The organism is Planococcus sp. YIM B11945 (assembly GCF_050864155.1).
GTDB lineage: Bacteria > Bacillota > Bacilli > Bacillales_A > Planococcaceae > Planococcus.
Genome location: NZ_JBOZWR010000008.1, coordinates 134,296 through 160,897, shown reverse-complemented (window position 1 = coordinate 160,897; position 26,602 = coordinate 134,296). Strand labels below are relative to the sequence as shown.

The following is a 26,602-nucleotide window of genomic DNA, read 5'->3' as shown; positions in this document are numbered from 1 at the left end:
AGGCTCTTTTGTTAAAATGGAAGAAAACAGGAAGGGGGAATCAGCATGGCAGCTCAACGGATCTTCATCGTAGAAGATGATTTCAAAATTGCGGAATTGTTGGCGGATACGCTGCGCAAATATCATTACGAAGTGGAAACCGCCAAAGATTTCGATCGAATTCTCGATGAGGTGGATGCCTTTGATCCCCATATGATTTTGCTTGATATTAATTTGCCTTCTTATGATGGCTATTATTGGTGCCGCCAATTGCGGTTAAAAACAACATGTCCAATTTTGTTTATATCGGCGAGGTCTGGGGATATGGACCAAGTGTTTGCATTAGAAAATGGCGGGGATGATTTCATCACGAAACCTTTCCATTACGAAATCGTCCTTGCAAAAATAAGAAGCCATTTGCGGCGCGCATACGGAGAATACGCTCCAAAGCAAGAAGAACGCTCGGTCAAGGTGGGGCGCATGGCGCTGTTTATGGAACGGATGGAACTTCACGTGAAAACGGAAGTGATTCCGCTGCAAAAGAAAGAATCGACGATTTTGGAAATGCTGCTTGCGCATTACCCGAAAGTGGTGACGAGAGAGCAGCTATTAGAGGAATTATGGGATGACCAGGCATTTGTTGATGAAAATACATTGAATGTCAACATGACGCGCGTGCGCAAGAAATTGGCGGACTATCATGTATTGTCAACTATCGAAACCGTACGCGGCGCGGGGTACCGCCTGCTTCTTCATGAGGAGGAAGCGTAATGCTGCGATTGTTTTTAAAAGAACATGCGGCATTCATCGTCTTTGAATTGCTCCTGGTCGCATTCATCATGATGTTGTATTGGCTCGACGGATTCCGCAATGTCGACACGGCCGTTTATTCGTTTGTCATCAGCACCCTTTTGATCGTTTCTTTTTTAGCGGCGCGTTTTATCAAACGCTACCGCTATTACCAGAAAGTGATGGCGAAGCCGGGAGACATGGAGCACATGCTGCAGCGGGAAGGGCGGTCGCCTGAACATATCCAAGCGGATTTGTATTTGCAGCAATTGTACAAACTCTATCAATACGAAGTGCAGGCATTATACGCTTCCCAAAACCGGCATTTGCAATTTATGAATCAATGGGTGCATCAAATGAAAACGCCGCTGTCGGTCATGCAATTGCTGCTGCAAGAAGAGCAGGAACTCGACAAAAATAGCGTCCGCGAAGAAGTCGAGCGGCTAAAGTCGGGGCTTGATACCGTATTAATGAACGCACGTCTTGACACGTTTGAACAAGATATCCAAATTGAAAAAGTGAAATTGCGCGGACTTGTTTCCGAAATGGTTACCGAGAACAAACGGTTGTTTATTTCAAAACGCGTTTATCCTGAAATCGACATTGACGATTCGTGTGCCGTTTTGACCGACCGGAAATGGATGAAATTTATCATTGGTCAGTTTTTGACGAATGCCGTAAAATACACCTTTGAACCGAATAAAAAAGTGTATATTTCTGCAGAATGCGAAGAAGATCAAGCAGTGTTAACGATTCGGGACGAAGGAATCGGCATCCCGAAATCGGATTTAGCGCGTGTAACGAAAGCATTTTTTACGGGCGAAAATGGACGGAAAACCGGAGAGTCGACCGGAATGGGCTTGTTTTTGGCAAATGAAGTTTGTGAGAAATTGGGGCATAAATTGACGATATCCTCAGAACGCGGGAAAGGGACGACGGTCTCCGTCAAGTTTTACAATCAAGAAGCAACACAGGAGGAAACAAATGACCTTATTAAAAATTGACGAAGTGACGAAAGTGTATGAAGGCAAAGTGACGCACCGGGCACTGAATCAATTGAGTTTTGAAGTGGAAAAAGGCGAATTTTTAGCGGTCATGGGACCATCAGGAAGCGGCAAAACGACGTTGCTGAACTTGATCTCAACTATCGACACATTGACTTCTGGCGATATTTTAATTGATGGGACAAACCCTCATTCGTTTGATAAAAACGAGTTGGCGCTGTTTAGAAGACGGAAGCTTGGCTTTGTTTTTCAGGACTTCAATTTGCTGCAAATGCTGACGGTTGAAGAAAACCTCGTCTTGCCGTTGACGTTGGATTACATCCCGACAGACGAAATGGCCAAGCGGGTTTTAGACATAGCGAAACGATTGGATTTAACGTCGATTTTGCACAAGCGGCCAAATGAGATTTCCGGAGGAGAAGCGCAGCGGACGGCAATCGGCCGGGCCATTATTCATAAACCGGCGCTGATTTTAGCGGATGAGCCGACAGGGAACTTGGATTCAAAAGCATCCCGCGATGTTTTAGAAGTGTTGTCGGCCATCAGCAGCGAAGAAAATGCGACGATTGTGATGGTGACGCATGATCCAATTGCGGCTAGTTATTGCAACCGCGTGCTGTTTATCAAAGACGGCGAATTTTTTAACGAGATTTACCGCGATGACCGGCGCCAGACATTTTACCAAAAGATTTTGAACGTGCTGTCGTTGTTGGGAGGAAATGTCAATGACCTTTCGGCAACTCGCTTACCGTAACGTCTTTCGAAACCGCCGGAGCTACGCGGCTTTTTTCTTAGCCAGCGTTTTTTCGGTAATGGTGTTTTTTGTCTACTCGATGTTTATTTTCCATCCGCTTTTTGAAGAAGAAGGGCTGCGTTTGCTCGCGGTGCGCGGCATGTTCATTGCAGAAATCGTGCTGTACGTGTTTACGCTGTTTTTCTTGTTTTATTCGATGAGCGCTTTTTTGCAGGCCCGTTCAAAAGAATTCGGCGTGTTGATGCATCTGGGCATGACCAAGAGGCAATTGAGCAAATTGGTCTTTTTTGAAACACTGATTTTAGGCGCTGTTTCTACGGTGGCAGGCATTGCGTTCGGCTTCGCTTTTTCGAAGTTTTTCTTTATGATCGGCCGTGAATTGATGGACTTGGAATCGCTGCCGCTGTATTTGTCTTGGCAGCCGTTCCTTTTGACAATTGCTGCTTTTGCGAGCTTGTTCATCATCATTTCATTGGTCAGCGTCGGATTTATCCGGACAAAGCGCATTGTCGATTTGCTGCAAGGCTATTGGAAAACGGAAGAAGAGACCAATGCGTCAACGATGCTGTCGATTCTCGGACTGTTTTTGCTGGCGGCTACGTATATTTTGGCGGCGACTGTTTCTGACCGGACCGTTGTGCGCATGGTGCTGATCGTGCCGCCGCTGGCGACGCTTGGCACGTATTTGTTTTTTACCCATTCGATTCATTTTTTGCTGAATATTTATAAAAAGAAAAAAAGTATTTATTGGAACAAGACACGGCTTGTGTCGCTTGCTGAAGCTTCAGTTAAATTAAAAGACAGCGCGCAAATGTTCTTTATCGTGACCATCGTATCCACGGTCGCTTTTTTGACGGTCGGGACGCTTGCGTCGTTTACATCGTACACGGGCGATTACCGGCAATTAAATCCGTTAAGCTTAGTGTACATTTCCTTTGAAAACAATGAACTAGAAGAGCAGCACATCAATCAGCTAGTCACGGAATTGGAAGAAAAGCAATTGGCATATGCCCTTGCCCCGCTGACGATCAAGCGGCAAACTTCTGAATTTACCGGAAATGTCGTGGATATTCTAAGCGAATCTGATTTTAACCGGTTGGCTTATGTGCTTGGTTTTGAACCCATCGCCCCCAAAAAAGGGGAAGCGATGTTTATTGCCAATTCCAAGGAATCATTGAATGCGTTGAAAAATAGCCAAGTCCAAACGACGCTGCAAGAAAGTGATGTGCCGGTTTCAATCCGTTCGGTATACCCGTATATTTTATTTCCCAGCAATACATTGAACTCTAACAGCATTGTATTGGAAGACGGCGACTTTGAAGCCATTACAAAACCATTGAGGGGATTTGAAAAAGAAGAGTCCAATTTCACATACTACGCATTCCATATTCCGGATTGGACAAAAACGACCGGCATCGGCGCCAACCTAAAAGCCCAAATGGAAAGTGCGGTAAAAGCGAAAGATTTCAGCAGCATCAATTTCTTTTTTGAAAATCCAGGAGACGATTACCATTGGTTCAAGTCGTCGTTCGCCCTGCTGTTGTTTATCGGGCTGATGGTCGCCGCTGTATTCTTGCTGGCAGCCGGCAGCTTTATCTACTTTAAACTGTACACGGGCCTTGAACGCGACCGAAAGCAGTATTTGCTGCTTGTCCGGCTCGGCATGACGGAAAAAGAGTTAGGGAAAATCGTCAACCGCCAATTGATCCCGCAATTTTTCCTGCCGTGGGCATTGGCGCTTTTGCATAGTGCGTTCGCCTTCATATCACTTCAAGTGGTGTGGGACGAATTTGCCGAACTGTCCATTTTAGGGGAGATGGCATGGGTGCTCGCAGGTTTTACGCTTGCCCAAATTTTATATTTCTTTTTGATTCGGTGGCGCTATGTCGTCCATCTTCAGGCATCGTAAATTTTACGGTGCCTGTTGTATTGTCTGAACATTTATTTTATAATGAAAATAGCGTGAAATATGAATGAGGATTCATTCAATATGAAAGAGGGATGGAAAATGAATTTAGTCGAAAGTGTTCAACGCATTGCTGTACAGAACGCAAGCAAGACTGCTTACCATTTCATGGGCAAAGATACGTCCTATGCTGAATTTGAAGGGACGGTTGCGAAATTTGCAAATGCCTTGGAATCGCTTGGCGTTAGAAAAGGAGATCACGTGGCCTTTCTACTAGGCAATACACCGCATTTTTTGATTTCACTTTATGCTACGATGCGCATTGGGGCGACAGCCGTGCCGATCAACCCTATCTATGCACCTGATGAAATCGCTTACATATCGAACAATAGCGACGCTAAAGTCGTGATTGCTTTGGACGCACTATTGCCGCTTGTTGAAAAAGCCCATATGGCTTTGCCGGCAGTCGCATCTTACGTGATTTGCGAAACCGATCCAGCAACCGCTGAAAAGCTGGCGCAGCTGCCGGAAGCGGTAAAAGGAAAAGTGCATCCATTTTCCGAGCTATTAGCCAAATCATCTACAGCGCACCAAACGGTTTCTGTTGAAACGGATGATACCGCGGTGATTTTGTATACGTCTGGCACGACAGGGAAACCAAAAGGCGCCATGCTGACTCATGGGAACCTATATTCCAATGCACGCGACGTCGGCGAGTATTTGAAGATGTCCGAAAGCGACCGCATCATTGCAACGTTGCCGGTCTTCCACGTATTCGCTTTGACAGTGGTGGTCAATGCACCGCTATTGCAAGGGGCAACCGTGATTTTATTGCCGCGCTTCACGCCAAAAGACGTGTTTGATGCAATAACGGCGCATAAAGCAACGGTTTTTGCCGGAGTACCGACGATGTACAACTTCATGAATCAATTCCCGGAAGCCACAACAGAAGACTTCGAATCAATCCGTATTGCCGTATCGGGAGGCTCGGCCATGCCGGTTGCGCTGCTTCATAGCTTCGAAGAAAAGTTCAACGTGAAAATTTCTGAAGGCTACGGTTTATCTGAAGCATCGCCGGTGACATGCTTCAACCCAATTGATCGTGAACGCAAAGCCGGATCCATCGGCACATCGATCGTCAATGTGGAAAACAAAGTAGTCGATGAGCTTGGCGATGAAGTGGCGGTCGGAGAAGTGGGCGAGCTGGCTGTCCGTGGGCCAAACGTTATGAAAGGCTATTACAAAATGCCGGAAGAAACGAATGCGACCATCCGCGACGGTTGGCTGTATACAGGAGACTTGGCACGCGTTGACGAAGAAGGCTATTTTTACATTGTCGACCGTAAAAAAGACTTGATCATTGTCGGCGGCTACAACGTCTATCCGCGTGAAGTCGAAGAAGTGCTGTTCGCGCATCCTGGAGTTTTGGAAGCGGCAGTCGTCGGATTGCCGGATTCAAATTTCGGCGAAGCGGTGCACGCTTACGTCGTGCTAAAAGACAGCAGCCTGACAGAGGCGGATATCGAAGCATATTGCGCGAAACACTTGGCAAAATACAAAGTGCCAAAGCATTACGAAATTCTGGCAGAATTGCCGAAAAACACGACCGGAAAAATTCTTCGCCGGTCATTGAAAGACAAAGCGCTAAGCAAGTAATAAAAGAAGGTGGTTCTGGGGCGGGGGGCCTGGAACCACCTTTTTGATGCATCGGCATTATTGACGCTTATGAAACAACATTTGATTGAAAAAACTAAAACATTTCCTTATAGTTAAGAAGCATGTATTGCGAGTGTCGAAATAATTTTCACAAGGAGGACTTTCATTGGCGAAAAAAGCAGTAGAAATCAACGACTTGACGAAGTTGGTGTCGGTCACCAACCCCCATATTTCCCCGGACGGCAAAGAAGCCGTATTTATTCGGACGCATATGGATGAAGAAGAAAATACGTACATAACGAATCTGTATCATGTGAATTTGAAAAATGAGGAAATTACGCAGTGGACTCATGGGAAAGAGCGGGTATCGTCTCCGGCTTGGTCGGCAGACGGAAAGTTTGTAGCATTTTTATCAACGCGCAGTGAAAAAAACCAATTATACGTCATGCCTGCGGCAGGCGGTGAAGCGCGTGCTTTGACCGAATTCGAGAATGGCGTCAACGGTTTTCTCTGGTCGCCGTGCGGCACGAAGATTTGGTTTGATGCCGAAGTGAAAGAAGGCAAGGCGTTTACCGACCAAGAAGAAAAAGAAGAAAAGAAAAAGCCGGAACCGTATATCGTCGATAAGATGAAATACAAAATGGACGGGGCGGGGCTGTTGCCAAAAGATGTCCACCGCCACATCGGCGTCATCGACATCGCCACAAAAAACGTGGAACAGCTGACAGAAGGCACGTACCATCACAGCCTTGAAGCGGTTTCGCACGACGGCACGAAATTGGTATACGGCGTAACGCGCGAAGAAAATCTCGATTTTGTTTTCCGCCAGCCGCTGTTTTTGTACGATGTGGAATCAAAAACGGAAACACCGATCATTGAAGAAGAAGGCTATTTCGGCGGCGCAGCGTTTTCGCATGATGATTCAAAAATCGCTTTTGAAGGCAGTACACGCCAATACGAGAATGCTACACACGACAATATTTACGTCTACGATATCGCGCAAAAATCTTCCTTTTGCCTGACGGAAAGTTTAGACGCGCCGATTGGCGACATGGCTGTGGCCGACCATCAGCAAGGAGCATCAGCCCCTTCGGTCGTTTGGACAAAAGATGATCATTTGTATTTCCTGGTTTCAACAATGGGCGATGTGCGTCTGTATTTTGCTTCGCTTGATGGCGCCATTTATCCAGCCTCACCGGAAATGGAGCATATTTACAGCTTTGACATTTCCCGTGACGGCTTGTTCGCCATTATTGCAGCAAGCAACCCGGTCAATCCGGGAGAGTTATATAAACTGGCCATCTCAACAGGCGAACGCACAGCGCTGACGGATTTCAATAAAACCTATTTGGAAGAAACGGAATTGATCCTGCCCGAATCGATCGTGGCGAGTGGAACAAAAGATTGGCCGGTCCACGGCTGGCTCATGAAACCGTTCGGCTTTATCGAAGGGGAGAAATACCCGCTCGTCGTCAATATTCACGGCGGGCCGCATGCGATGTATGCGAACTCTTTTTTCCATGAAATGCAGCTTCTTGCAGCGCGCGGATTTGGCGTGCTGTATGTCAATCCGCGAGGCAGCCACGGCTATAGCCAGGAATTTGTTGACGCAGTCCGCGGAGACTATGGCGGAGGCGATTTTGAAGACATCATGCAATCGCTCGACAGCGCGATTGCAGAAAATAGTTGGATCGATACCGAACGCCTTGGCGTAACCGGAGGCAGCTACGGCGGCTTTATGACCAATTGGGTTGTCGGCCACACAAACCGCTTTAAAGCGGCAGTGACGCAGCGTTCGATTTCCAACTGGATTTCCTTTTTCGGCGTATCGGACATCGGCTATTATTTCAGCGAATGGCAAATGGGCGCAGATATGACGGACGTGGAGAAATTGTGGAAGCATTCGCCGCTCAAATACGCAGCAAACGTAGAAACGCCTTTATTGATTTTGCATTCGGAAAACGATTACCGCTGTCCGATTGAACAAGCCGAGCAATTGTACGTGACGCTGAAAAGCATGGGCAAAGAAACGAGCTTTGTCCGATTCCCGGAAGCGGACCACAATTTGTCGCGCACCGGCAAACCGAACCTGCGTTTTGCGCGTTTGGAGCAAATTGCTAGTTGGATGGAAACGTATTTATAAGAAAAAGAGGCGCCTGGCCATCAGGCGCCTCTTTTTGAGGGGAATTTTTTCTTATGCAGGCGTTTGTTTGCAGAATCCTGAATGTTGTTTGCGGAATACCGGCGTTTATTTGCAGAATTCGGCGATTTGTTTGCAGAATAGCAGACTTTATTTGCAGAATACCGCAGTTTATTTGCAGAAACCAAAAATCCCAGAAAAAAGCCGTGCATCCCTGCACGGCTTGAGCATGTAGACAAAAGAATTTTTATTAAGAGTAGGAACTTGTTATACAAGTATAGAAGTGAAATCTGGACCCTGCGCTTCAGCCGGACGCTTGCCTCGGGCTCGCGCCGAACTAACTCGGGCGAAACGCCCGAGTTAGTTCGGCACTTCGCTGTCCCGCAGGCGTCGCCGGCTTTCGCTCCAGATCCTCAAGTGTCGCACACTAAAAGATATCTTACTTATTCATTTGATGAACTCTAACTCATTCGTCGCCTTGAATTGAAAGCGACGCCCTAACCGGTTCGGCCACGGAGACTCCTGTGGGAGCAGCGAAGCGACACGAGCCGCAGACCCTGGAGCGAGTTTGCGAGTGAAGCGGCTAAGGCCGTGCCCACGGAAAGCGGAGTGGCCGGACCGTTTGGGTTTATTCATTCAAGAATTTGTCTAAAGTCTAAAGCCGTGCATCCCTGCACGGCTTTTCAACACTCAAATCATTTCCCTTTAAATACCGGTTTGCGTTTTTCGCCAAAAGCCACTAACGCTTCAATGCGGTCTTCTGTCGGAATCGTCAGCTCGTAAGCTTTCCGCTCAATGTTAAGCCCCGTCTGCAAATCGGCGTTCATGCCGTTTTTGATGGCGTATTTCGCTTGTTGCAGCGCAATCGGCCCGTTGGCGAGCATCATATCGGCGAACTCGCCGGTAACCGTCGCCAAATCGTCGCGGCTTGCCACACGTGTAACCAAACCGTATTCAAGCGCTTCGGCCGGCTTTAAGCGGCGCGCCGTCAAAATCAGTTCCATCGCTTTCGACTCGCCGATCAAACGCGGCAAACGCTGCGTCCCGCCGGCGCCTGGAATAATTGCCAAGCTCGTTTCCGTCAAACCGAGCAGCGTGTCGTCGGCAATGATGCGGAAGTCGCAAGCAAGTGCAAGTTCCATGCCGCCGCCAAATGCAAAGCCGTTGATCATCGCAATCGTTGGCTGCGGCAAATTCTCGATGACCGAAAACACTTCGCCGATTTTGAAAATATTGCGCTTTACGTGCTGGTCGGTCAAGGTTTTACGTTCTTTCAAATCGGCACCGACGCTGAAGGCCTTGTCGCCAGCCCCTGTAAAAATGACGACGCGGATATCCGGATTGATGCGGATCGCTTCAACCACTTGGCCAAGCTCCGTGAGCATATCGTAATTAAAGGCGTTCATGGAATCCGGCCGGTTCAGTGTAATAAAGGCCAAATTTCCATGTTGTTCGTAGCGAATTGTTTCCATATCCATCCCCCATTCAAAATAGTCCATCCGTTAAAAACATACCACTTTTTGGACTATTGTGCTATCAGTCTCTATAATTAAGCGCAGGAGGGATCGTCTTATGAATCAACTTGCATTTATTCGCATTTTCCGCATTGTTTTTATGGCGGTTAAATTTTACACACAAGCGATGCTCTTCCAGCGCCGCAACCGCGGCAAATGGGATCCCATTGTCCAAGAGAAGTGGGAAAAGATGGTGACGAAGCAAGCAAAAGAATACAAAATTCTGGCGCTAAAACTTGGTGGGCTGATGATTAAGATGGGCCAGTTTTTATCGACGCGCGCAGACATTATGCCGCCGTCGTTTCTTATTGAGTTAGAAGGGCTGACGGACCGGGTGCCTTCAATTGCCCGTGAAAAAATCGTGTCAGTTCTAGAAAAAGAATGGAATTCGCCGCATAGCCGTTTTTTGGCCAATTTATCGGAAGAAGCCGTAGCTTCTGCTTCAATCGGAGAAGTATACAAAGGCGTGCTGAAAGACGGAACAGAAGTGGCGGTAAAAGTGCAGCGGCCGGGCACCGACCGGATTTTGCGCGCGGATTTTCAAGCCATGCGCATCGTCATTTGGTTTTTGCGGACGTTCACCCCTTTGTCCAAGCAAATCGATTTCCGCCAATTGTACAGAGAAATGACGGAAACGATTGGGGCGGAGTTGAATTTCCAGCAGGAACTGCAAAGCGGCCGGGCGTTTTCCGATCGCTTTAAAGAAATGGAAGGCATCCGCTTTCCGGTTTATTTTGACGAATTTTCGACTCGGCATGTTTTGGTGATGGAATGGATCGAAGGAGCGCGCATTACGGATCTGGCGTTTATTGAAAAACATGGACTGGACCGCCATGCGCTTTCGGAACGGCTATTTATTTTGTTTTTAGAGCAAGTGTTGTACGGCGGGCAATTCCATGCGGATCCGCACGGCGGCAATATTTTATTGGAGCCTGACGGAACGATTGTCTTGATCGATTTTGGGATGACGGGCACCATTTCCCAATCGGATGCCCAAGCCGTGCTGCGGATTGCAGAAGGGGTTGTATTCACTAATTATGACCAAGTGCTCGATGCGCTTGAAGAACTGCGCTTTTTGCTGCCGCAGGCCAATCGAGAAATTTTAGCCGATACCATTGCACGGCTCGTAGCGGCTTACGAATCAAACGAACTGATGCAAATGGACAGCTTTGTCGCAGAAAGGCTGCTGCGCGACTTGCAGGAAATCGTCCGTACCCAGCCGGTGCAATTGCCGGCAGAATTCGCTTTTTTCGGCCGAGCCGCTTCCATTTTTGTTGGCGTGCTTCATGTTCTGGATCCGGGAATCGATTTATTGGGCCTTGCGCGGCCGCGCATCCTGGAATGGGCTTCTTCCCAAAAAGAAGGCAAGCGGGTTATCGGGAAAGAAGACGTACTGCGCTGGGCGCTTCATGCAACGGGGCCGCTTCGCGCATTTCCCCAAAAGCTCATCAATTATTTGGAGGAGCCGGAACGGATGCGCCATTACTTGGAGAATCGCGACGGGCGCGTACGGGAGCACCAACGGGATTTGCAAAGCCGGATGTTTGCCGGCATCTTCACAATTTTATCGTTTTTCGGCATTTCCGCCGGTATTTGGTTTTCCCATGAAGCCTTTTTATGGGTATCATCCGCGTTCTTTGTGGGATCGCTGTGGACATATCGGTCAATTAAATAAAAGACTGTGCCGGCATTGGCACAGTCTTTTTTCCTTTTCAAGGCTTGCTTTTTTAAAAATCCCCGGTACAATAAAAATAAGAACAAACGTTCTCTTTTTTAAGGGGGTGTAAACATGCCGTTAATCTCACCAGAAGAAGCCGCCCATTTTGAAAACATGATTTATTTGCCGATGGTTCTCATCATTTTAGAGCGAGACCGTGCTTTGATCGAAAAAGGCTCTTTTAAGTTGAAGAAACCTTATATCGAACTGGTGGATGGAGCAATCAAACAAGTGCAAAAAGAACTGAAAGAAACGAAAATCCATATGCGGAAGCATCACATGAAAATGCTGCGGGGCACAGGCGACGATACATTTACCGAGTACATCTTTTACCATGGAGGATATGAGGACCATCGGCGCTATTTGAATCTGCGCCTCCGCAACCGGGTCGAAGAACTGATGCGGGTCTATTTAACCTTTTCGTATAAAGAACTTTAGTCGCTCGGATATTGGATTCTTGGCGGATAGGTCCGTTTTGTGACGTACGCCATCTGGTGCTTGTGCATTTCTTGTGCCCGTTTAAAATAACGGCGCAGCGAACCGGCAAACGAATGCTGGTTTCTTAAAGCGATGGGCGATACATCCAAATGGACGGTTTCTCCATTGCTCAAATAAACAATGCTGCCGCCTCGTTCGCTGTCATCGCTTTCCACTAAATCGACCGCATCAAAATTAAACCAAACGGCGTCTTTGTTCTTGGGTGAATGAGTCGGAAAGAAAATGAGCGGATTGCCATAGTATTCGCCAACGATAATGGGGGGCTTGTGTTTCACACGAACCGCTTTTTGCGCATATAAAGTGGCACTTTCCAAAGAGCCGCGGTAAAAAGTGCAGGAAGAGCTGATTGTTTTATAGGTAGACTCTTCAACCACAAATTCACTTCGGTCTTCAATTACCCGCGTCCACGTACGGCGGCCATCGTTATATGGCAACAGCGCAAAGGTATTGCTGCAGATTGTATAAGATAAGGGCCTGTGATCATTTTTGCCCATGTAAAAACACCCCCATAATTTACTTTACATATACAATTATAATAAAAAATGGAAATTCTGCAACTGGATTAGTGGGAAAATATATTTTTTTCTATTTCATCGGAATTTTCAAAAAACAATTGATTCTTTATAGCTTTATCATGTATACTAATGAAAAGCATTTGGGGTGAAGCAGAATGGAAAACTATTATTCTTATGCTGATTTCATGAAAGCGATGGCTCAAACAAAAAAGATTACCGAAGCGGAAAAACTGCTTAACGATATCTATTTGGATTTATTTTTAAAGCATGTTCACCGCTCCCAACAAGAATCGCAGCTGATGGCCTTGATCGATGAAGCCCTGGACAATAATGATCGTGAATCTTTTACTACTTATACTGCTCAATTACAGGCTCTAAGGTACGAAGAAGAAGCCTAACATAATGAAACCGCTCCTTGTGAGCGGTTTTTTATTTTGTTTATTTTTCTTGTAAAAAACATATGTTCGCTTTTTGTTAGGGGTTTTTTAGGGCATATGTTAAAATAGAGAGACTGAAAGAACGGGAGGACCTCACACATGAAACAAGAATTTAATCTGCAAGCGCCCTACAAGCCTGCCGGAGATCAGCCTCAAGCGATTGCCGAATTGACTGAAGGCATCATTAACGGCAAACGCTGCCAAACCTTGCTGGGGGCAACAGGAACAGGGAAAACCTATACCATGTCCAACGTTATCCAGCAAGTGAAAAAACCGACACTTGTTATGGCACACAATAAAACATTGGCCGGCCAGCTATACAGCGAGTTCAAGGAATTCTTTCCAGATAACGCTGTCGAGTATTTTGTCAGCTATTATGATTACTACCAGCCAGAAGCCTATGTGCCCCAATCCGATACATTCATTGAAAAAGATGCCAGCATCAATGATGAAATTGATAAATTGCGCCACTCGGCCACCAGTTCATTATTTGAACGAGACGACGTAATCGTCATCGCCTCGGTTTCGTGCATTTATGGCCTCGGATCCCCGAAAGAATACCGGGAGCTTGTCGTTTCGCTTCGCAAAGGCATGGAAATTGAACGCAATCAATTATTGCGAAAGTTAGTCGATGTCCAATATGAACGCAACGACATCAGCTTTACTCGCGGAACATTCCGCGTACGTGGAGACGTTGTGGAGATTTTCCCAGCGTCGCGCGATGAACGGTGTTTGCGCGTCGAATTTTTTGGCGACGAAATTGACCGAATCCGCGAAGTGGACGCATTGACGGGCGAAATTATTGGCGAGCGCGAACATGTCGCCATTTTTCCGGCATCCCACTTCGTAACCCGTGAAGAAAAAATGGTCAAAGCGATTGAAAACATCGAAGCGGAATTGGAAGAACGCTTGAAAGAAATGCGTGCAGAGGACAAATTGCTAGAAGCACAGCGTTTGGAGCAGCGCACGCGCTATGATTTGGAAATGATGCGGGAAATGGGCTTTTGTTCAGGCATTGAAAACTATTCCCGCCATTTGACACTGCGCCCGCCCGGCGCTCAGCCGTACACGCTCATCGATTATTTTCCGGAAGACTTCTTATTGGTCGTGGATGAAAGCCATGTAACGTTGCCTCAAGTACGCGGCATGTTCAATGGCGACCAAGCGCGGAAAAAAGTATTGGTTGATTACGGCTTCCGTTTGCCTTCGGCGATGGACAACCGGCCGCTTACTTTTGACGAATTTGAAAAACATATTTCCCAGGCAGTGTTCGTTTCTGCAACCCCAGGGCCTTATGAACTTGAACACACTCCTGAAATGGTTGAACAAATCATCCGCCCAACCGGACTGCTCGATCCAACAATTGAAGTCCGGCCGATTGAAGGGCAGATTGATGATCTGATGGATGAAATTCATCAGCGTACAGAGCGCGACGAGCGGGTATTGGTAACGACGCTGACGAAAAAAATGTCGGAAGATTTGACCGCTTACTTGAAAGAAGCTGGCATCAAAGTAAACTATTTGCATTCCGAGATCAAAACGCTCGAACGGATTGAAATCATCCGGGAACTGCGCATGGGCGTTTACGATGTGCTGGTCGGCATCAACTTGCTTCGTGAAGGGCTTGATATTCCGGAAGTGTCGCTTGTAACCATATTGGACGCTGATAAAGAAGGGTTCTTGCGTTCAGAACGTTCGCTGATCCAAACGATGGGGCGCGCTGCGCGTAACTCGAATGGACACGTTATCATGTATGCAGACAAAATGACCGATTCCATGAAAAAAGCGATTGATGAAACCACGCGCCGCCGGACGATCCAAGCGGAATACAACGAGAAACACGGCATTACGCCAGTGACAATCCAAAAGAAAATCCGGGACGTTATCCGTGCGACAGTGGCTGCGGAAGATGCGGAAGAATATGTATCAAAAGCGGCAGCAGGCAAGAAGCTGAACAAAGAAGACCGCATGAAGCTGATTACATTGATGGAAAAAGAAATGAAAGAAGCAGCAAAAGCACTCGATTTCGAACGGGCGGCCGAGCTGCGTGATACAGTTCTTGAATTGAAGGCGGAAGGATGAGCAAAGTGAAAAACCAGGAAATTCGAATACAAGGCGCCCGCGCGCATAATTTAAAAAACATTGATGTAGTAATCCCCCGAGATCAGCTGGTTGTTATGACTGGTTTATCGGGTTCAGGAAAATCTTCATTGGCGTTTGATACGATTTACGCAGAAGGGCAGCGTCGCTACGTCGAGTCCTTATCTGCTTATGCACGCCAATTTTTAGGACAAATGGATAAACCGGATGTCGACTTGATTGAGGGCTTATCGCCTGCAATTTCGATCGATCAAAAAACCACTAGCAAAAACCCGCGCTCAACCGTAGCGACGGTTACGGAAATTTACGATTACATGCGGCTCATGTATGCACGCGTCGGAAAACCGATATGCCCGAACCATGGCATTGAAATTTCATCTCAAACAATTGAGCAAATGGTCGACCGGTTGGTGGTTTATCCGGAAAAGACCAAAATGCAAATTTTGGCGCCGATTGTATCCGGGCGTAAAGGAACACACACAAAATTGCTGGACGACATCAAAAAACAAGGCTATGTCCGGGTCCGCGTCAATGGAGATTTGATTGACCTGGATGATGACATCAACTTGGATAAAAACAAAAAGCATTCAATTGAAGTGGTCATTGACCGCATTGTCATGAAAGATAACATTGCACCACGCCTCAGCGATTCCCTTGAAGCGGCCTTGCGCCTTGGAGAAGGGCGGGTACTGGTCGATGTCATGGACCAAGAAGAACTGCTGTTCAGCGAACACCATGCATGTCCGATTTGCGGATTTTCCATCGGTGAACTAGAACCGCGCATGTTCTCATTCAACTCCCCATTTGGCGCTTGCCCTGAATGCGACGGAATCGGGCATAAACTGGAAGTGGATCCTGAATTGGTCATCCCAGACCCGAGCTTGTCATTAAACGAAGGTGCAATTGTTCCATGGCAGCCAACCAGCTCGCAATACTATCCACAGCTGCTCAAAACAATCTGCAAGCATTACAACATTGACATGGATGTACCGGTAAATGAATTGCCGGAAGAACAGCTGAAAGTACTGCTGAAAGGATCGGGAACAGACAAAATCCGATTCCGTTATGAAAATGATTATGGCCAAATTCGCGACAATCACATTTATTTTGAAGGAGTTTTAGCCAATGTGGACCGCCGCTACCGGGACACAGCATCTGACTGGATCCGTGACCAGATGGAAAAATATATGGGCGAACAGCCATGCCCGACCTGTGAAGGGTACCGCTTAAAGCCTGAATCGCTTGCGGTTAAAGTAAACGGCCTGCATATTGCCGAGGTCTCGCAATATTCCATTATGGAAGCTGATCAATTTTTTGCTAATCTGAAGTTGAGTGAAAAAGACCAACAAATCGCAGCGCTAATTTTGCGGGAAATTGCTGAGCGTTTGGGATTCCTAGTCAATGTCGGCTTGGATTATTTGACGTTGAACCGTGCTTCAGGAACTTTATCGGGCGGAGAGGCGCAGCGGATCCGCTTAGCTACTCAAATCGGTTCAAGGCTGACGGGCGTGTTGTATATTCTCGATGAACCATCAATCGGCCTGCATCAGCGCGACAATGAACGGCTCATCAGCACACTAAAAAACATGCGGGATATCGGCAATACGCTAATTGTCGTGGAACACGATGAAGACACCATGCTTGCGGCCGATTATTTGATTGACGTTGGCCCCGGAGCAGGTGTGCATGGCGGTGAGATCGTTGCAGCTGGAACACCGGAAAAAGTGATGAAAAACAAAAAATCGCTGACTGGCCAATATTTAAGCGGCAAAAAATTCATTCCGCTGCCGGCAGAACGCAGAATACCGGAAGAACGCAAAATATCCATCCGTGGCGCCAGTGAAAATAATTTAAAGAAAGTGAATGTTGATATTCCACTTGGCGTATTTACCGCAGTAACAGGTGTATCGGGATCCGGAAAAAGCACCTTGGTCAACGAAATTCTTTATAAGTCGCTTGCGCAAAAGCTCAATCGGGCAAAAACGAAACCTGGCCGCCATGAATCACTGGAAGGCATCGAAGGCCTCGAGAGAGTAATCGATATTGACCAATCGCCAATTGGCCGAACTCCGCGTTCAAATCCGGCGACGTATACCGGCGTTTTTGACGATATCCGCGATGTGTACGCTACGACAAATGAAGCGAAAGTGCGCGGCTATAAAAAAGGCCGGTTTAGTTTTAACGTCAAGGGCGGGCGCTGTGAAGCTTGCCGCGGGGATGGTATTATAAAAATAGAAATGCATTTCCTGCCCGATGTTTATGTGCCATGTGAAGTATGCCACGGCAAACGGTATAATCGGGAAACACTGGAAGTAAGGTATAAAGACAAAAACATCGCAGATATTTTGGAAATGACAGCAGAAGATGCTTCCGTGTTTTTTGAGAACATTCCCAAAATCAGCCGTAAATTGAAAACGATTGTGGATGTGGGCCTTGGCTATGTTACACTCGGCCAACCAGCAACTACGCTGTCTGGCGGAGAAGCGCAGCGCGTCAAATTGGCATCTGAACTTCATAAGCGCTCAAATGGCAAGTCCTTTTATATTTTGGATGAACCGACAACGGGTCTGCATGCCGACGATATTTCCCGCTTGTTGGCTGTATTGCAGCGTTTGGTTGATAATGGCGACACTGTGCTGACAATCGAACATAATTTAGATGTCATTAAAACCGTCGACCATATTATCGATTTGGGGCCAGAAGGCGGCGATAAAGGCGGAACCATTTTAGCGACCGGAACGCCTGAAGACATTGCCAAAGTAAAAAATTCCTATACCGGAAAATACTTGAGCCCAATCCTTGAACGCGACCGTGCGCGGATGGATGCCCTTGTCACCAAAGCAACGCGCAAGAAAAAAACCGCAAAGTGAAACCTTTTCGTGTACGAAACGTATCAATTAGAAGAATACACTGTCCAATTGAAAAGCAGCAGCTTTGCTTTTCACTAACCGGACAAGAGGAGGCCGCACTACATGCAAAGCGAAAAAGAACGAATATTGGACATGGTGGAGAACGGAACCATTTCAGCAAGAGAAGCAGTGGAATTGCTGCGCGCAATTGACGGCGGCGATTCACAGCGAGATTCTTCTTATGGCCGCAATCATCGTGATCGCGACAGAGACCGAGACAGAGATCGACGCGGCAGCAAGCGGGGCTTTTTCCGGCCGGAAGACATGATCAAGAAGTTTACGAAAGACGTATCTCGTGATATGTCCCGTGACTTTTCGAAAAACGTCTCCAAGGATATCAATCAATTAGGCGACCGCATGATGCACTTTGTGCAATCATCCGTCGGCAAATTGAAAACGATGGAATTCGATTCTCCATTTGGCGAAGCTATCCAATTTGAGCATACGTTTACAGAAGAAAATACAAACGTCAGCAAAATTATTGCGGATATTGCCAACGGCCAGTTGGAAATTTTCCCTTCGCAGGACAATATGCTTCGCGCGCATTGCACAGTCAAAGCTTATCGGTCTGAATCGGAAGAGCAGGCAAAACATGACTTTTTTGAGAAGTTCATTTTTATTGCCGATGACCAAAAATTGCGGATCATCAGCGATTTAAAAACGACTCAAGTCAATATCGTTTTGTATGTGCCAACAGCTACTTATGATGAAATGATCGTTCGCTTGTTCAATGGGGGCTTTTCAATGAAACGCATTGATTCCAAATTGATCAAAGTGAAAACGGCCAATGGCAAAATCGATTTGAAAACTTTGGCGTTTGACGATGCTGAATTGGAAACGGCGAACGGAGCGATTCAAGTGATGGAAGTGACCGGCAAAGTGCTGGAAGCGGAAACCTTGAACGGCCGCATTTACGTAGACGGGGACATCCAGACAATCGAAGCGAAATCATTGAATGGCAACGTGGTCGCCACGTCCCGATGCAAAGAAGCCCGCAAAGTAGAAGCCAAAACATTGGCTGGCAATGTTGAACTTTACATTCCTTCGCATTTGCCGCTTAAAGGCGAAGTGTCATCCAATCTAGGCAAACTCGATGTGCTGTTATCAGATGTCGACAACACACACGAGCAAGGCCAATTCATGCAAAAAACCATCCGCTTCTCGAAAGAAAGCGGCCAAGCAGTAGCAGCGCCATTGCTTGTTTCCGGCGAAACCAAAACCGGATCGGTTCTTGTACGTTATTTAACAATCGAATAAAAGACGAACAAAGCCGGCGCATGATTTTGCGTCGGCTTTTTTATTCGGAGAAATTGCAGGATTGTGGAAACAAAAAGGAAGAAAAAATGCCCGATGATCGCATTTTTTCTTCCTTTTCCATTGTTCATTGTTTTTGGTCAGGATACATTTCCTTCATAAATTGCATAGACTGCACAATCATCTTTTTTAATACGTCGGTATCGATGTCTTCGAGTTTGTTGACGTAGACGCATGATTTGCCGGAAGAGTGTTTGCCGAGTTCCGCAAGCAACGGCTCCCGCTCGGCGTCGCCGATTGTCACATACAAGCTGTGTTTAGCTTTTCGAGGAGAAAAGCCGACAAGCGGGGCATCGCCAGAATGGCCGGATTCGTAGACGTAATGGTACGAACCGAAGCCGATGATGCTTGGACCCCACATTTTTGCAGGATAGCCGGTAGTTTCTTCAAAAAGTTGCAAAAGCTTAAACGCTTCTTCACGCTTTTTAGGGTGTTCCACGTTTTCGATAAATTCGATTACGTCAACATCGGTTTCTTTCATTTTTGGTTCGTACATACGGAATCCCTCGTTTCGTTTGGAATTTTTACAAACAGTGCATGGCGCTTTCGGCTTCATCCCACGGCACTTTATAGCCATGGCCTTTCGCACAGAAAATCGAAGTGGACGTGTATTCGGGATCTGCCTCTTTATTATAAGCTATTTTGTCAATGATTTCTGCTTCATTATGGCAAAATTCATATCCAGAAAAGACGAGGTGAAGCATGCCTTTACCGTGGGTAAACGAAGCGAATTCGGTGCTGTAGTTCATGAATGTCGCAACCGGAACCGTCCCTTCAATAAAGGCTTTTTCACCATTCATCACCGGCGCATCGAAGCGGCCATGCGCTTGTTGAATATCCGACAAGACGCGGCCCATTTGATCGATTTCCACTTTGATTTTAAAACGGTAGACCGGTTCGAGCAGGCGGTTCGCGGCTTTTTCAAGTCCTTGGCGAAGCGCCCGGTACGACGCTTCCCGAAAGTCGCCGCCGGAAGTGTGTTCGTTATGGCCGCGGCCGGTCAATAACGTAATCTTGACATCGGTCAACGGGGATCCGGTCAATAAGCCGTGATGGTCGCGTTCCCTTAAATGGTGGAGCACCAAGTTTTGGTTGCCGACCGATAGTGCATCGGCATGGCACATATTGGCCAATGTGATGCCGGTGCCGCGCTCTGCAGGTTCGATGTTCAAATGGACTTCTGCGTAATGGCGGAGCGGTTCGAAATGGCCATAGCCGACTACGGCCGTTTCAATCGTTTCTTTGTACAAAATTTCCGGTTGAGTGAAGGAAACCGTGAGACCGAATCGTTCTTGGACCACTTGCTGGAGCACTTCAAGCTGGATGGCGCCCATGACATGGATGTGGATTTCCTGGAAATGTTCGTCCCAGATGACCGAAAGCGTCGGGTCTTCCGCGTCCAATCGTTTGAAAAACTTCAGCATTTCTTTCGGGTGGACAGCAGAATCGAACAAGATTTTGGATTTCAAGGCAGGAATCGAATCTTCGCTTTTCACGCCGGGATGCGCACCAAAACCGTCACCAATGGCGGATTCAGTCAAGCCGATCACCGCGAAAAGATCGCCGGCTTCCACTTGGTCCACGATTTGGAATTTGCTGCCGTTGTAGCGGCGAAGCTGGGTCGCTTTTTCGCGCTGGCGGTTTTCGCCAGTGCCATAATCTATTTCGTCGCGCACACGAAGCGAGCCGCTTAACATTTTGGCGAACGTGATGCGGCTGCCGTTAGCTTCGTGGCGGATTTTGTATACTTCGGCTGCAACCGGCCCGTCCGCTTGGTAGCGAGTTTCCGTCAACAGGTCGACTTTCTCGAAAAAGTCGAGGATGCCGATATCTTGAAGGGCAGACCCTTGGGCGCACACAAAGGCGCTATTTGTCGAAATCATTTCTTTTAAGACGGCAAGCCAACGCTCTGAATCATAGCCCGAATCCATATAAAAATCGAGCAGTTCTTCGTCCCGTTCTGCAATCCATTCAATCAGTTCTTCTTGCATCTCGCCATTTTGGAACGAATGGGTGACGTCGATGGCGTTTTCCGACAGCTGGCTTGTGATTTCTTGCATCACCCGCTCGGCGTCGGCACCTTCACGATCGATTTTATTGATAAAGAAAAATGTCGGCACTTGGTATTTTTGCAGCAGCCGCCAAACTGTTTCCGTGTGGCTTTCGATGCCTTCAGCTGCGCTGATGATGATAATCGCATAATCCATTGCCCGGATGGCACGCTCCATTTCCGGAGAAAAGTCGACGTGTCCCGGAGTGTCGATAAAAAAATACGTGGAGCCATTATACGAAGCCACCGCTTGGTCGGCAAATATTGTGATGCCGCGGTTTTTCTCGATTGCATGGCTGTCGAGAAAAGCATCTTGGTGGTCGACGCGCCCGCGCTGCCGGATGCTGTTTGTATGGAAAAGCAGCTGTTCCGAAAACGTCGTTTTGCCGGCGTCGACGTGGGCGAGAATTCCGATTGTTTTTTTCATGATTCACCTCTAAAAGAAAATTTCTATGTGAACAGTGTAGCAGAAAAACAAAAACCCGCGGGGATTCCCCCGCGGGCTCGGTTATCCTTTTTGGTAGCAATCAATGCCGAATGCAATTGCCCGGGCACAGCGCTTCCGGTACGCATCCGATTGAAGCAATGCTAAATCTTGTAAGTTCGTCATAAAGCCGCATTCCACTAAGACAGCTGGCATTTTCGTTTCCCGCAGCACCGCAAAATCGGCATACTTCAGGCCGCGGTCTTTTCTGCCGGTCGACAAAACCAACGCTTGGTGGATGCTGGCGCCGAGCCGTTTGCTGGCGGCTTGCGGTTGTGTGTAGAGATAGGTTTCAATGCCATTGGCGGAGTTGAACGCCGCACCGAATGCATTGGCGTGGATCGAGACGAATAAATCCACTTTTAAGCGGTTCGCCAATTGAATCCGTTCATTTAACGGCACGTCATGCGACGGGTGGTGGCTGAATATGGCGGTGTGCCCCGCTGCCGTTAATTGCCGTTTTAATTCATCAGCGACAGGCGAATTAAAATGAAATTCCCGCATCCTGCCGTCAGGCGAACGTTTGCCGGCTGTCTCCGGGCCATGTCCTGCATCAATCATTATTTTCATATAGAAAACCCTCCTTTACTGGCCATATAGAGAGTCGCCTGCCAAAAGGAGACACGAAAATCTTTAATTTAAAATTTTCCGTGTTAAAATAGGAGCAAACCGTTAAAGAGTTGGATGGAGCAGGCAAAGCCTCAGAAAATCTTTTGCGTAAAAAGGAATGAGGGGAAAAATGGGACAGGTAACTGCAAAGCAAGTGATGGAAATGTTTGATTTGAAGTTGATCAGCGGACAGGAAGGAATTGGCCGGCACATTCCAATCAGTGATATTTCACGGCCAGGACTGGAAATGGCGGGTTATTTTACTCATTACCCAGCAAACCGGGTGCAATTGCTTGGGAAAACCGAGCTATCGTTTTTTGAAATGCTGGAAGACGGGGAACGGAAAGAGCGCATGCTGAAATTGTGCACTGATGATACACCGGTCGTCATCATTGCGCATGATATGGAAGTTCCGAAAGAACTGATCGAGGCCTCTGGCAAAAAACACGTACCGGTATTGGCCACAAAAATGCCGACGACGCGTTTTTCAAGCTTGTTGACCAATTTTTTGGAAAGCCAGCTCGCTCCGACGACTGCTGTCCACGGCGTGTTGGTTGATATATATGGAGTCGGCGTGCTGCTGACCGGTAAAAGCGGAGTCGGAAAAAGTGAGACGGCTCTGGAACTTGTGAAAAAAGGGCATCGCTTGGTCGCGGATGATTGCGTGGAAATACGCCAAGAAGGCGAAAATACGTTGATCGGGCAGCCGCCTAAACTGATCGAGCATTTGTTGGAAATCCGCGGAGTCGGGATTATCGATATCATGACTTTGTTTGGCGCAAGCGCGGTGCGGACATTCAAACGGATTTCGTTGATCATTGATCTGGAAATTTGGGATGCTGAGAAAACGTATGACCGCCTTGGCTTGGAAGAAGAAACCATGAAAATCATCGATACGGAAGTGACAAAGCTGACGATTCCTGTCCGTCCAGGGCGAAATTTATCGGTTATTATCGAAGTCGCGGCGATGAATTACCGCTTGAAGCGCATGGGTGTCAACGCAGCGGAAGAATTTTCAAAGCGGCTCAATGACGTAATCGCTTTAGATACACATTAATGGAATGGGCAGGTGCAGCACATGGATTGGATTTTAGCTTCAATTGACCCGGTCGCTTTTTCATTAGGCCCGATTAAAGTCCGCTGGTATGGCGTTATCATCGCAGCGGGCATTCTTCTTGCCTTTTTGGTCGGCCAGCGGGAAATGGTCAAGCGGGGGCTACACCCTGAATTTTTGACCGACTTATTAATATGGGCAGTGCCGCTTTCGATTGTGGGCGCGCGCATTTATTACGTAGCGTTTCAATGGGATCATTATAAAGCGAATCCCGGGCAAATCATTCAAATTTGGACTGGCGGAATCGCCATTCACGGTGCATTGATTGCGGCAGTGATTGTCGCTTATCTGTTCACCAAAAGCCGGAACACCCCGTTTTTGAAAGTGGCGGACATATTGGCGCCGAGTATTTTGATCGGCCAAGCCGTTGGCCGTTGGGGAAATTTCATCAACCAGGAAGCACACGGGGGCGAAGTGTCCCGAACCTTCTTGGAAAACTTATATTTGCCCGATTGGCTTATCAATCAAATGTACATAGATGGCGCTTATTACCATCCGACGTTTTTGTATGAATCAGTGTGGAGCTTAGTTGGCATCTTGATTTTGCTGGGGCTGCGCCGAGTCAACTTGGTGCGCGGAGAAATGTTTTTCTTCTATATGATTTGGTATTCGATCGGCCGCTATTTCATCGAAAGCATGCGGACAGACAGCTTGGTGGCAGAGGGGCTTCGGGCTGCCCAAGTCGTTTCGGTACTTGCCATAGTGATTGGTATTTGCTTGATTATCTACCGCCGTGTTGCGCTTAAAAACCCTCCGCGTTATAAGGATGAATAAGTGATAGTAAACGATGATATCTGCTTCGGCCGCTCTGGAGATGTCTGCTGGAGTGTAGGGGAATATGCGGTTTAACATAAACAGAAAGAAGAGATGGAATGTCAACTTTGAAAAATGGTTTAAAAGCAGGGCTATTGACGACTTGGACATTAGGGAAAGTCATTTTTCCCATCACCTTGATTGTGACGATGCTGCAATTCACACCGGTTTTGCCGTTCGTTATCGATCTCGTGTCACCTTTGATGGGGCTCTTCGGATTGAGCGGCGATGCAGCGATTCCGTTGGTGCTTGGAAATGCCTTGAACTTATATGCCGGAATTGCCGGTATTTTATCGCTCGACTTGACGGTCAAAGAAGTGTTCATTCTGGCGGTCATGCTGTCTTTTTCCCATAATCTTTTTATTGAAACGAGCGTCGCCTTGAAAGTAGGCGTAAAGCTTTGGGTCGTGCTGCTCGTCCGTTTCGGACTGGCAGCGGTATCGGGAATTGTCATCAATTTGCTGTGGAAAGGCGGCGGCGAAATTGCCCAGTACGGATTTGCGCCAAAAGCGGCCGCGACGCCCGACAACTGGTTTGAGATTTTTTTGTTCGGCCTTGAAAAAGCGGGATCCGGCGTATTGCAATTGGCGATAATCGTCATTCCGTTAATGCTTGTCATTCAAATTTTAAAAGACAGACACTACTTGAAACGCATTTCGGATTTCCTAGGGCCGTTGACGCGAGTGCTTGGCATTGAAAAGAATGCTTCACTGACGCTTGCATCCGGATTGGTTTTTGGACTGGCGATGGGAGCCGGCGTGATGATCCAAGCGGTTAAAGAAGACGGCGTCAGCAAAAAAGATGCGACGCTCGCCTTTATTTTTCTCGTTGCCTGCCACGCGGTTGTTGAAGATACGTTGATCTTCATCCCACTCGGAATTCCCGTGTGGCCGCTGCTTCTTATTCGAGTGATTACTGCTCTTGCATTGACGATCTTCATTTCTTATATTTGGCGTAAATCGGAACAAAATCGGAAGGAAGTGCTTTCAACATGACCAAGCCCATCACGACGCTATTATTCGACTTTGACGGAACGCTGCTTGATACGAATGAACTGATTATCCAAACGTTTACGTCGGTGCTCGGCAGCCGCTATCCTGGACGCTTTAGCAGGGAAGACATTTTGCATTTTATTGGGCCGTCGCTCAAACAAACCTTTGAAGCAATTGATCCGGATAATGCCGAAGAACTGATTGCTGAATACCGCTCGTTAAATAAAACCTTGCATGACGAATTGGTGGCTGAATACGATGGTGTGCCGGAAACGCTTCGATTATTGAAAGCGCGCGGCTTGAAAATGGCCATCGTTTCCACCAAACGAAGAGACACCATTGTGCATGGCCTTGGATTAATGAACATTCCCGATATTTTTGATGTGGTCATTGGACTCGATCAAGTGACGAACCCGAAACCCGATCCCGAACCGTTAAAACTGGCATTGGACTTGTTAAATTCAACGCCGGACGAAGCGTTGATGATCGGCGACAACTCACATGACATCGAAGGCGGAAAAAATGCCGGGGTGCGGACCGCTGGTGTCGCTTGGTCGATCAAAGGGGAAGCATTCCTGTCTTCCTACGAACCGGACTTCATGCTTCAGCACATCAGCGATTTGCTTGAACTGACGAAAGAAGCTGTGCAATGAGACGGACCGAACGCCATTTTGTAACTGGGGCAAATTCGCTTTGGCATATTTATAAAACGGTTCCGTTCTGGAAAGTTGCAAAAAATTTTGTTGTCATCCAAATGGCGCGCTATACGCCGTTTTTGCCGATGAAAAATTGGCTGTATAAAACGTTTCTCAAAATGAAAATTGGCGATCAAACGTCGTTCGCTTTGATGGTCATGCCGGACGTTATGTTTCCGGAAAAAATCACAGTCGGGAAAAATTCGGTCATCGGCTATAACACAACCATTTTGGCGCACGAGTACTTGATCGAAGAATACCGCCTGGGCGAAGTCAACATCGGCGACCAGGTGCTGATCGGCGCGAACTCCACCATTCTGCCCGGCGTAACAATCGGCGACGGTGCCATCATCTCAGCCGCGACGCTCGTCCACAAAGACGTGCCCGCTGGCGCTTTTGTCGGCGGCAACCCGATGCAGTTGATTTACACCGCTGAACAAATGGCCGAGCGCCAAGCCGATTCTGAATAAAATTAAGCTAAACACCCAGGACCTTACTGTTCCTGGGTGTTTTTTGTATGAAGAAGAATATTGCTCCTCGAACAAGGTTAACGCTCATAAAATAGGGAAAAACGCTCATAAGGACCTGAAGCCTGACTAGAGTCGATTTGAGC

General features: G+C 47.3%; 22 protein-coding genes. 17 read left to right on the top strand and 5 right to left on the bottom strand.

What is annotated here, in order from left to right:
* Positions 1-45: 45 nt before the first annotated feature.
* From ACRRQV_RS16095 to ACRRQV_RS16070, 6 genes are all read left to right on the top strand, one after another.
* Positions 46-750 carry a response regulator transcription factor gene (locus ACRRQV_RS16095; protein WP_432532729.1) on the top strand — a complete coding sequence of 235 codons (705 nt, stop codon included), beginning with the start codon at positions 46-48 and terminating at the stop codon, positions 748-750.
* On the top strand, positions 750-1,772 hold the full coding sequence (locus ACRRQV_RS16090) for a sensor histidine kinase (RefSeq protein ID WP_432532727.1): 1,023 nt from the start codon (positions 750-752) through the stop codon (positions 1,770-1,772). Before ACRRQV_RS16095 ends, ACRRQV_RS16090 begins: the two co-directional genes overlap by 1 nt.
* Positions 1,753-2,526 (top strand): ABC transporter ATP-binding protein, encoded by a 774-nt coding sequence (locus ACRRQV_RS16085; protein ID WP_432532725.1) that lies wholly within the window; start codon positions 1,753-1,755, stop codon positions 2,524-2,526. Before ACRRQV_RS16090 ends, ACRRQV_RS16085 begins: the two co-directional genes overlap by 20 nt.
* Positions 2,498-4,435, top strand: coding sequence for an FtsX-like permease family protein (locus ACRRQV_RS16080; protein WP_432532723.1), 1,938 nt, complete (start codon positions 2,498-2,500; stop codon positions 4,433-4,435). The genes ACRRQV_RS16085 and ACRRQV_RS16080 overlap by 29 nt, the downstream gene beginning before the upstream one ends.
* 99 nt (positions 4,436-4,534) lie before the next feature.
* Positions 4,535-6,088, top strand: coding sequence for a fatty acid--CoA ligase family protein (locus ACRRQV_RS16075; protein ID WP_432532721.1), 1,554 nt, complete (start codon positions 4,535-4,537; stop codon positions 6,086-6,088).
* A gap of 166 nt (positions 6,089-6,254) precedes the next feature.
* Positions 6,255-8,231 (top strand): S9 family peptidase, encoded by a 1,977-nt coding sequence (locus ACRRQV_RS16070; protein WP_432532719.1) that lies wholly within the window; start codon positions 6,255-6,257, stop codon positions 8,229-8,231.
* 692 nt (positions 8,232-8,923) lie between these two features.
* On the opposite strand, the gene ACRRQV_RS16065 is transcribed toward ACRRQV_RS16070, so the two are convergent.
* Entirely contained in the window at positions 8,924-9,700 is a 777-nt protein-coding gene (locus ACRRQV_RS16065) for an enoyl-CoA hydratase-related protein (RefSeq protein ID WP_432532717.1), read from the bottom strand.
* Positions 9,701-9,800: 100 nt separating this feature from the next.
* On the opposite strand from ACRRQV_RS16065, the gene ACRRQV_RS16060 reads away from it, so the two are divergent.
* Together ACRRQV_RS16060 and ACRRQV_RS16055 are read left to right on the top strand one after the other, a co-directional pair.
* Complete coding sequence (locus ACRRQV_RS16060) at positions 9,801-11,417, top strand: ABC1 kinase family protein (protein WP_432532715.1); 1,617 nt, start codon at positions 9,801-9,803, stop codon at positions 11,415-11,417.
* A gap of 114 nt (positions 11,418-11,531) precedes the next feature.
* On the top strand, positions 11,532-11,897 hold the full coding sequence (locus ACRRQV_RS16055; protein WP_432532713.1) for a hypothetical protein: 366 nt from the start codon (positions 11,532-11,534) through the stop codon (positions 11,895-11,897).
* Here ACRRQV_RS16055 and ACRRQV_RS16050 read toward each other — a convergent pair.
* Complete coding sequence (locus ACRRQV_RS16050) at positions 11,894-12,451, bottom strand: competence protein ComK (RefSeq protein ID WP_432532711.1); 558 nt, start codon at positions 12,449-12,451, stop codon at positions 11,894-11,896. The genes ACRRQV_RS16055 and ACRRQV_RS16050 overlap by 4 nt on opposite strands.
* A gap of 176 nt (positions 12,452-12,627) precedes the next feature.
* Here ACRRQV_RS16050 and ACRRQV_RS16045 point away from each other — a divergent pair, with 176 nt between their 5' ends.
* The 4 genes from ACRRQV_RS16045 to ACRRQV_RS16030 all read left to right on the top strand — a co-directional run bounded on the left by ACRRQV_RS16045 (position 12,628) and on the right by ACRRQV_RS16030 (position 19,175).
* Positions 12,628-12,870, top strand: a complete 243-nt coding sequence (locus ACRRQV_RS16045) for an IDEAL domain-containing protein (protein WP_432532709.1) — start codon at positions 12,628-12,630, stop codon at positions 12,868-12,870.
* Positions 12,871-13,008: 138 nt separating this feature from the next.
* The gene (gene uvrB / locus ACRRQV_RS16040) at positions 13,009-14,991 is read left to right on the top strand and encodes an excinuclease ABC subunit UvrB (protein ID WP_432532707.1); all 1,983 of its coding nucleotides are present in this window, start codon (positions 13,009-13,011) and stop codon (positions 14,989-14,991) included.
* Positions 14,992-14,996: 5 nt separating this feature from the next.
* Entirely contained in the window at positions 14,997-17,879 is a 2,883-nt protein-coding gene (gene uvrA / locus ACRRQV_RS16035; protein ID WP_432532877.1) for an excinuclease ABC subunit UvrA, read from the top strand.
* Between the two features lie 102 nt (positions 17,880-17,981).
* Positions 17,982-19,175 carry a DUF4097 family beta strand repeat-containing protein gene (locus tag ACRRQV_RS16030; RefSeq protein WP_432532705.1) on the top strand — a complete coding sequence of 398 codons (1,194 nt, stop codon included), beginning with the start codon at positions 17,982-17,984 and terminating at the stop codon, positions 19,173-19,175.
* Positions 19,176-19,299: 124 nt separating this feature from the next.
* Here ACRRQV_RS16030 and ACRRQV_RS16025 read toward each other — a convergent pair whose 3' ends face one another.
* The 3 genes from ACRRQV_RS16025 to ACRRQV_RS16015 form a co-directional block, all read right to left on the bottom strand.
* Positions 19,300-19,728, bottom strand: a complete 429-nt coding sequence (locus tag ACRRQV_RS16025; RefSeq protein WP_432532703.1) for a DUF1801 domain-containing protein — start codon at positions 19,726-19,728, stop codon at positions 19,300-19,302.
* A 28-nt stretch (positions 19,729-19,756) separates the two neighbouring features.
* A complete protein-coding gene (locus ACRRQV_RS16020; RefSeq protein WP_432532701.1) occupies positions 19,757-21,709 on the bottom strand; it encodes a GTP-binding protein in 1,953 nt (650 codons plus the stop codon).
* An 81-nt stretch (positions 21,710-21,790) separates the two neighbouring features.
* The gene (locus ACRRQV_RS16015; RefSeq protein ID WP_432532699.1) at positions 21,791-22,336 is read right to left on the bottom strand and encodes an N-acetylmuramoyl-L-alanine amidase family protein; all 546 of its coding nucleotides are present in this window, start codon (positions 22,334-22,336) and stop codon (positions 21,791-21,793) included.
* Between the two features lie 169 nt (positions 22,337-22,505).
* Here ACRRQV_RS16015 and hprK point away from each other — a divergent pair, with 169 nt between their 5' ends.
* The 5 genes from hprK to ACRRQV_RS15990 all read left to right on the top strand — a co-directional run bounded on the left by hprK (position 22,506) and on the right by ACRRQV_RS15990 (position 26,459).
* On the top strand, positions 22,506-23,432 hold the full coding sequence (gene hprK, locus ACRRQV_RS16010; protein WP_432532697.1) for an HPr(Ser) kinase/phosphatase: 927 nt from the start codon (positions 22,506-22,508) through the stop codon (positions 23,430-23,432).
* 21 nt (positions 23,433-23,453) lie between these two features.
* Positions 23,454-24,263, top strand: coding sequence for a prolipoprotein diacylglyceryl transferase (gene lgt / locus ACRRQV_RS16005; RefSeq protein WP_432532695.1), 810 nt, complete (start codon positions 23,454-23,456; stop codon positions 24,261-24,263).
* Positions 24,264-24,361: 98 nt separating this feature from the next.
* Positions 24,362-25,297, top strand: a complete 936-nt coding sequence (locus ACRRQV_RS16000) for a nucleoside recognition domain-containing protein (protein ID WP_432532693.1) — start codon at positions 24,362-24,364, stop codon at positions 25,295-25,297.
* Positions 25,294-25,947, top strand: a complete 654-nt coding sequence (gene ppaX / locus ACRRQV_RS15995; RefSeq protein WP_432532691.1) for a pyrophosphatase PpaX — start codon at positions 25,294-25,296, stop codon at positions 25,945-25,947. The genes ACRRQV_RS16000 and ppaX overlap by 4 nt, the downstream gene beginning before the upstream one ends.
* On the top strand, positions 25,944-26,459 hold the full coding sequence (locus ACRRQV_RS15990) for an acyltransferase (protein ID WP_432532689.1): 516 nt from the start codon (positions 25,944-25,946) through the stop codon (positions 26,457-26,459). Before ppaX ends, ACRRQV_RS15990 begins: the two co-directional genes overlap by 4 nt.
* Positions 26,460-26,602: the final 143 nt, after the last annotated feature.

Bases quoted from the DNA above. Each gene is read 5' to 3' on its own strand.
- ACRRQV_RS16055 (WP_432532713.1), top strand. From the start codon at position 11,532: ATGCCGTTAATCTCACCAGAAGAAGCCGCCCATTTTGAAAACATGATT.
- ACRRQV_RS16030 (WP_432532705.1), top strand. From the start codon at position 17,982: ATGCAAAGCGAAAAAGAACGAATATTGGACATGGTGGAGAACGGAACC.
- lgt (WP_432532695.1), top strand. From the start codon at position 23,454: ATGGATTGGATTTTAGCTTCAATTGACCCGGTCGCTTTTTCATTAGGC.
- ACRRQV_RS16000 (WP_432532693.1), top strand. From the start codon at position 24,362: ATGTCAACTTTGAAAAATGGTTTAAAAGCAGGGCTATTGACGACTTGG.
- ACRRQV_RS16080 (WP_432532723.1), top strand. From the start codon at position 2,498: ATGACCTTTCGGCAACTCGCTTACCGTAACGTCTTTCGAAACCGCCGG.
- uvrB (WP_432532707.1), top strand. From the start codon at position 13,009: ATGAAACAAGAATTTAATCTGCAAGCGCCCTACAAGCCTGCCGGAGAT.
- hprK (WP_432532697.1), top strand. From the start codon at position 22,506: ATGGGACAGGTAACTGCAAAGCAAGTGATGGAAATGTTTGATTTGAAG.
- ACRRQV_RS16095 (WP_432532729.1), top strand. From the start codon at position 46: ATGGCAGCTCAACGGATCTTCATCGTAGAAGATGATTTCAAAATTGCG.
- ACRRQV_RS16065 (WP_432532717.1), bottom strand. From the start codon at position 9,700: ATGGAAACAATTCGCTACGAACAACATGGAAATTTGGCCTTTATTACA.
- ACRRQV_RS16050 (WP_432532711.1), bottom strand. From the start codon at position 12,451: ATGGGCAAAAATGATCACAGGCCCTTATCTTATACAATCTGCAGCAAT.
- ACRRQV_RS16015 (WP_432532699.1), bottom strand. From the start codon at position 22,336: ATGAAAATAATGATTGATGCAGGACATGGCCCGGAGACAGCCGGCAAA.
- ACRRQV_RS15990 (WP_432532689.1), top strand. From the start codon at position 25,944: ATGAGACGGACCGAACGCCATTTTGTAACTGGGGCAAATTCGCTTTGG.
- ACRRQV_RS16045 (WP_432532709.1), top strand. From the start codon at position 12,628: ATGGAAAACTATTATTCTTATGCTGATTTCATGAAAGCGATGGCTCAA.
- ACRRQV_RS16075 (WP_432532721.1), top strand. From the start codon at position 4,535: ATGAATTTAGTCGAAAGTGTTCAACGCATTGCTGTACAGAACGCAAGC.
- ppaX (WP_432532691.1), top strand. From the start codon at position 25,294: ATGACCAAGCCCATCACGACGCTATTATTCGACTTTGACGGAACGCTG.
- ACRRQV_RS16020 (WP_432532701.1), bottom strand. From the start codon at position 21,709: ATGAAAAAAACAATCGGAATTCTCGCCCACGTCGACGCCGGCAAAACG.
- ACRRQV_RS16090 (WP_432532727.1), top strand. From the start codon at position 750: ATGCTGCGATTGTTTTTAAAAGAACATGCGGCATTCATCGTCTTTGAA.
- ACRRQV_RS16060 (WP_432532715.1), top strand. From the start codon at position 9,801: ATGAATCAACTTGCATTTATTCGCATTTTCCGCATTGTTTTTATGGCG.
- ACRRQV_RS16085 (WP_432532725.1), top strand. From the start codon at position 1,753: ATGACCTTATTAAAAATTGACGAAGTGACGAAAGTGTATGAAGGCAAA.
- ACRRQV_RS16025 (WP_432532703.1), bottom strand. From the start codon at position 19,728: ATGTACGAACCAAAAATGAAAGAAACCGATGTTGACGTAATCGAATTT.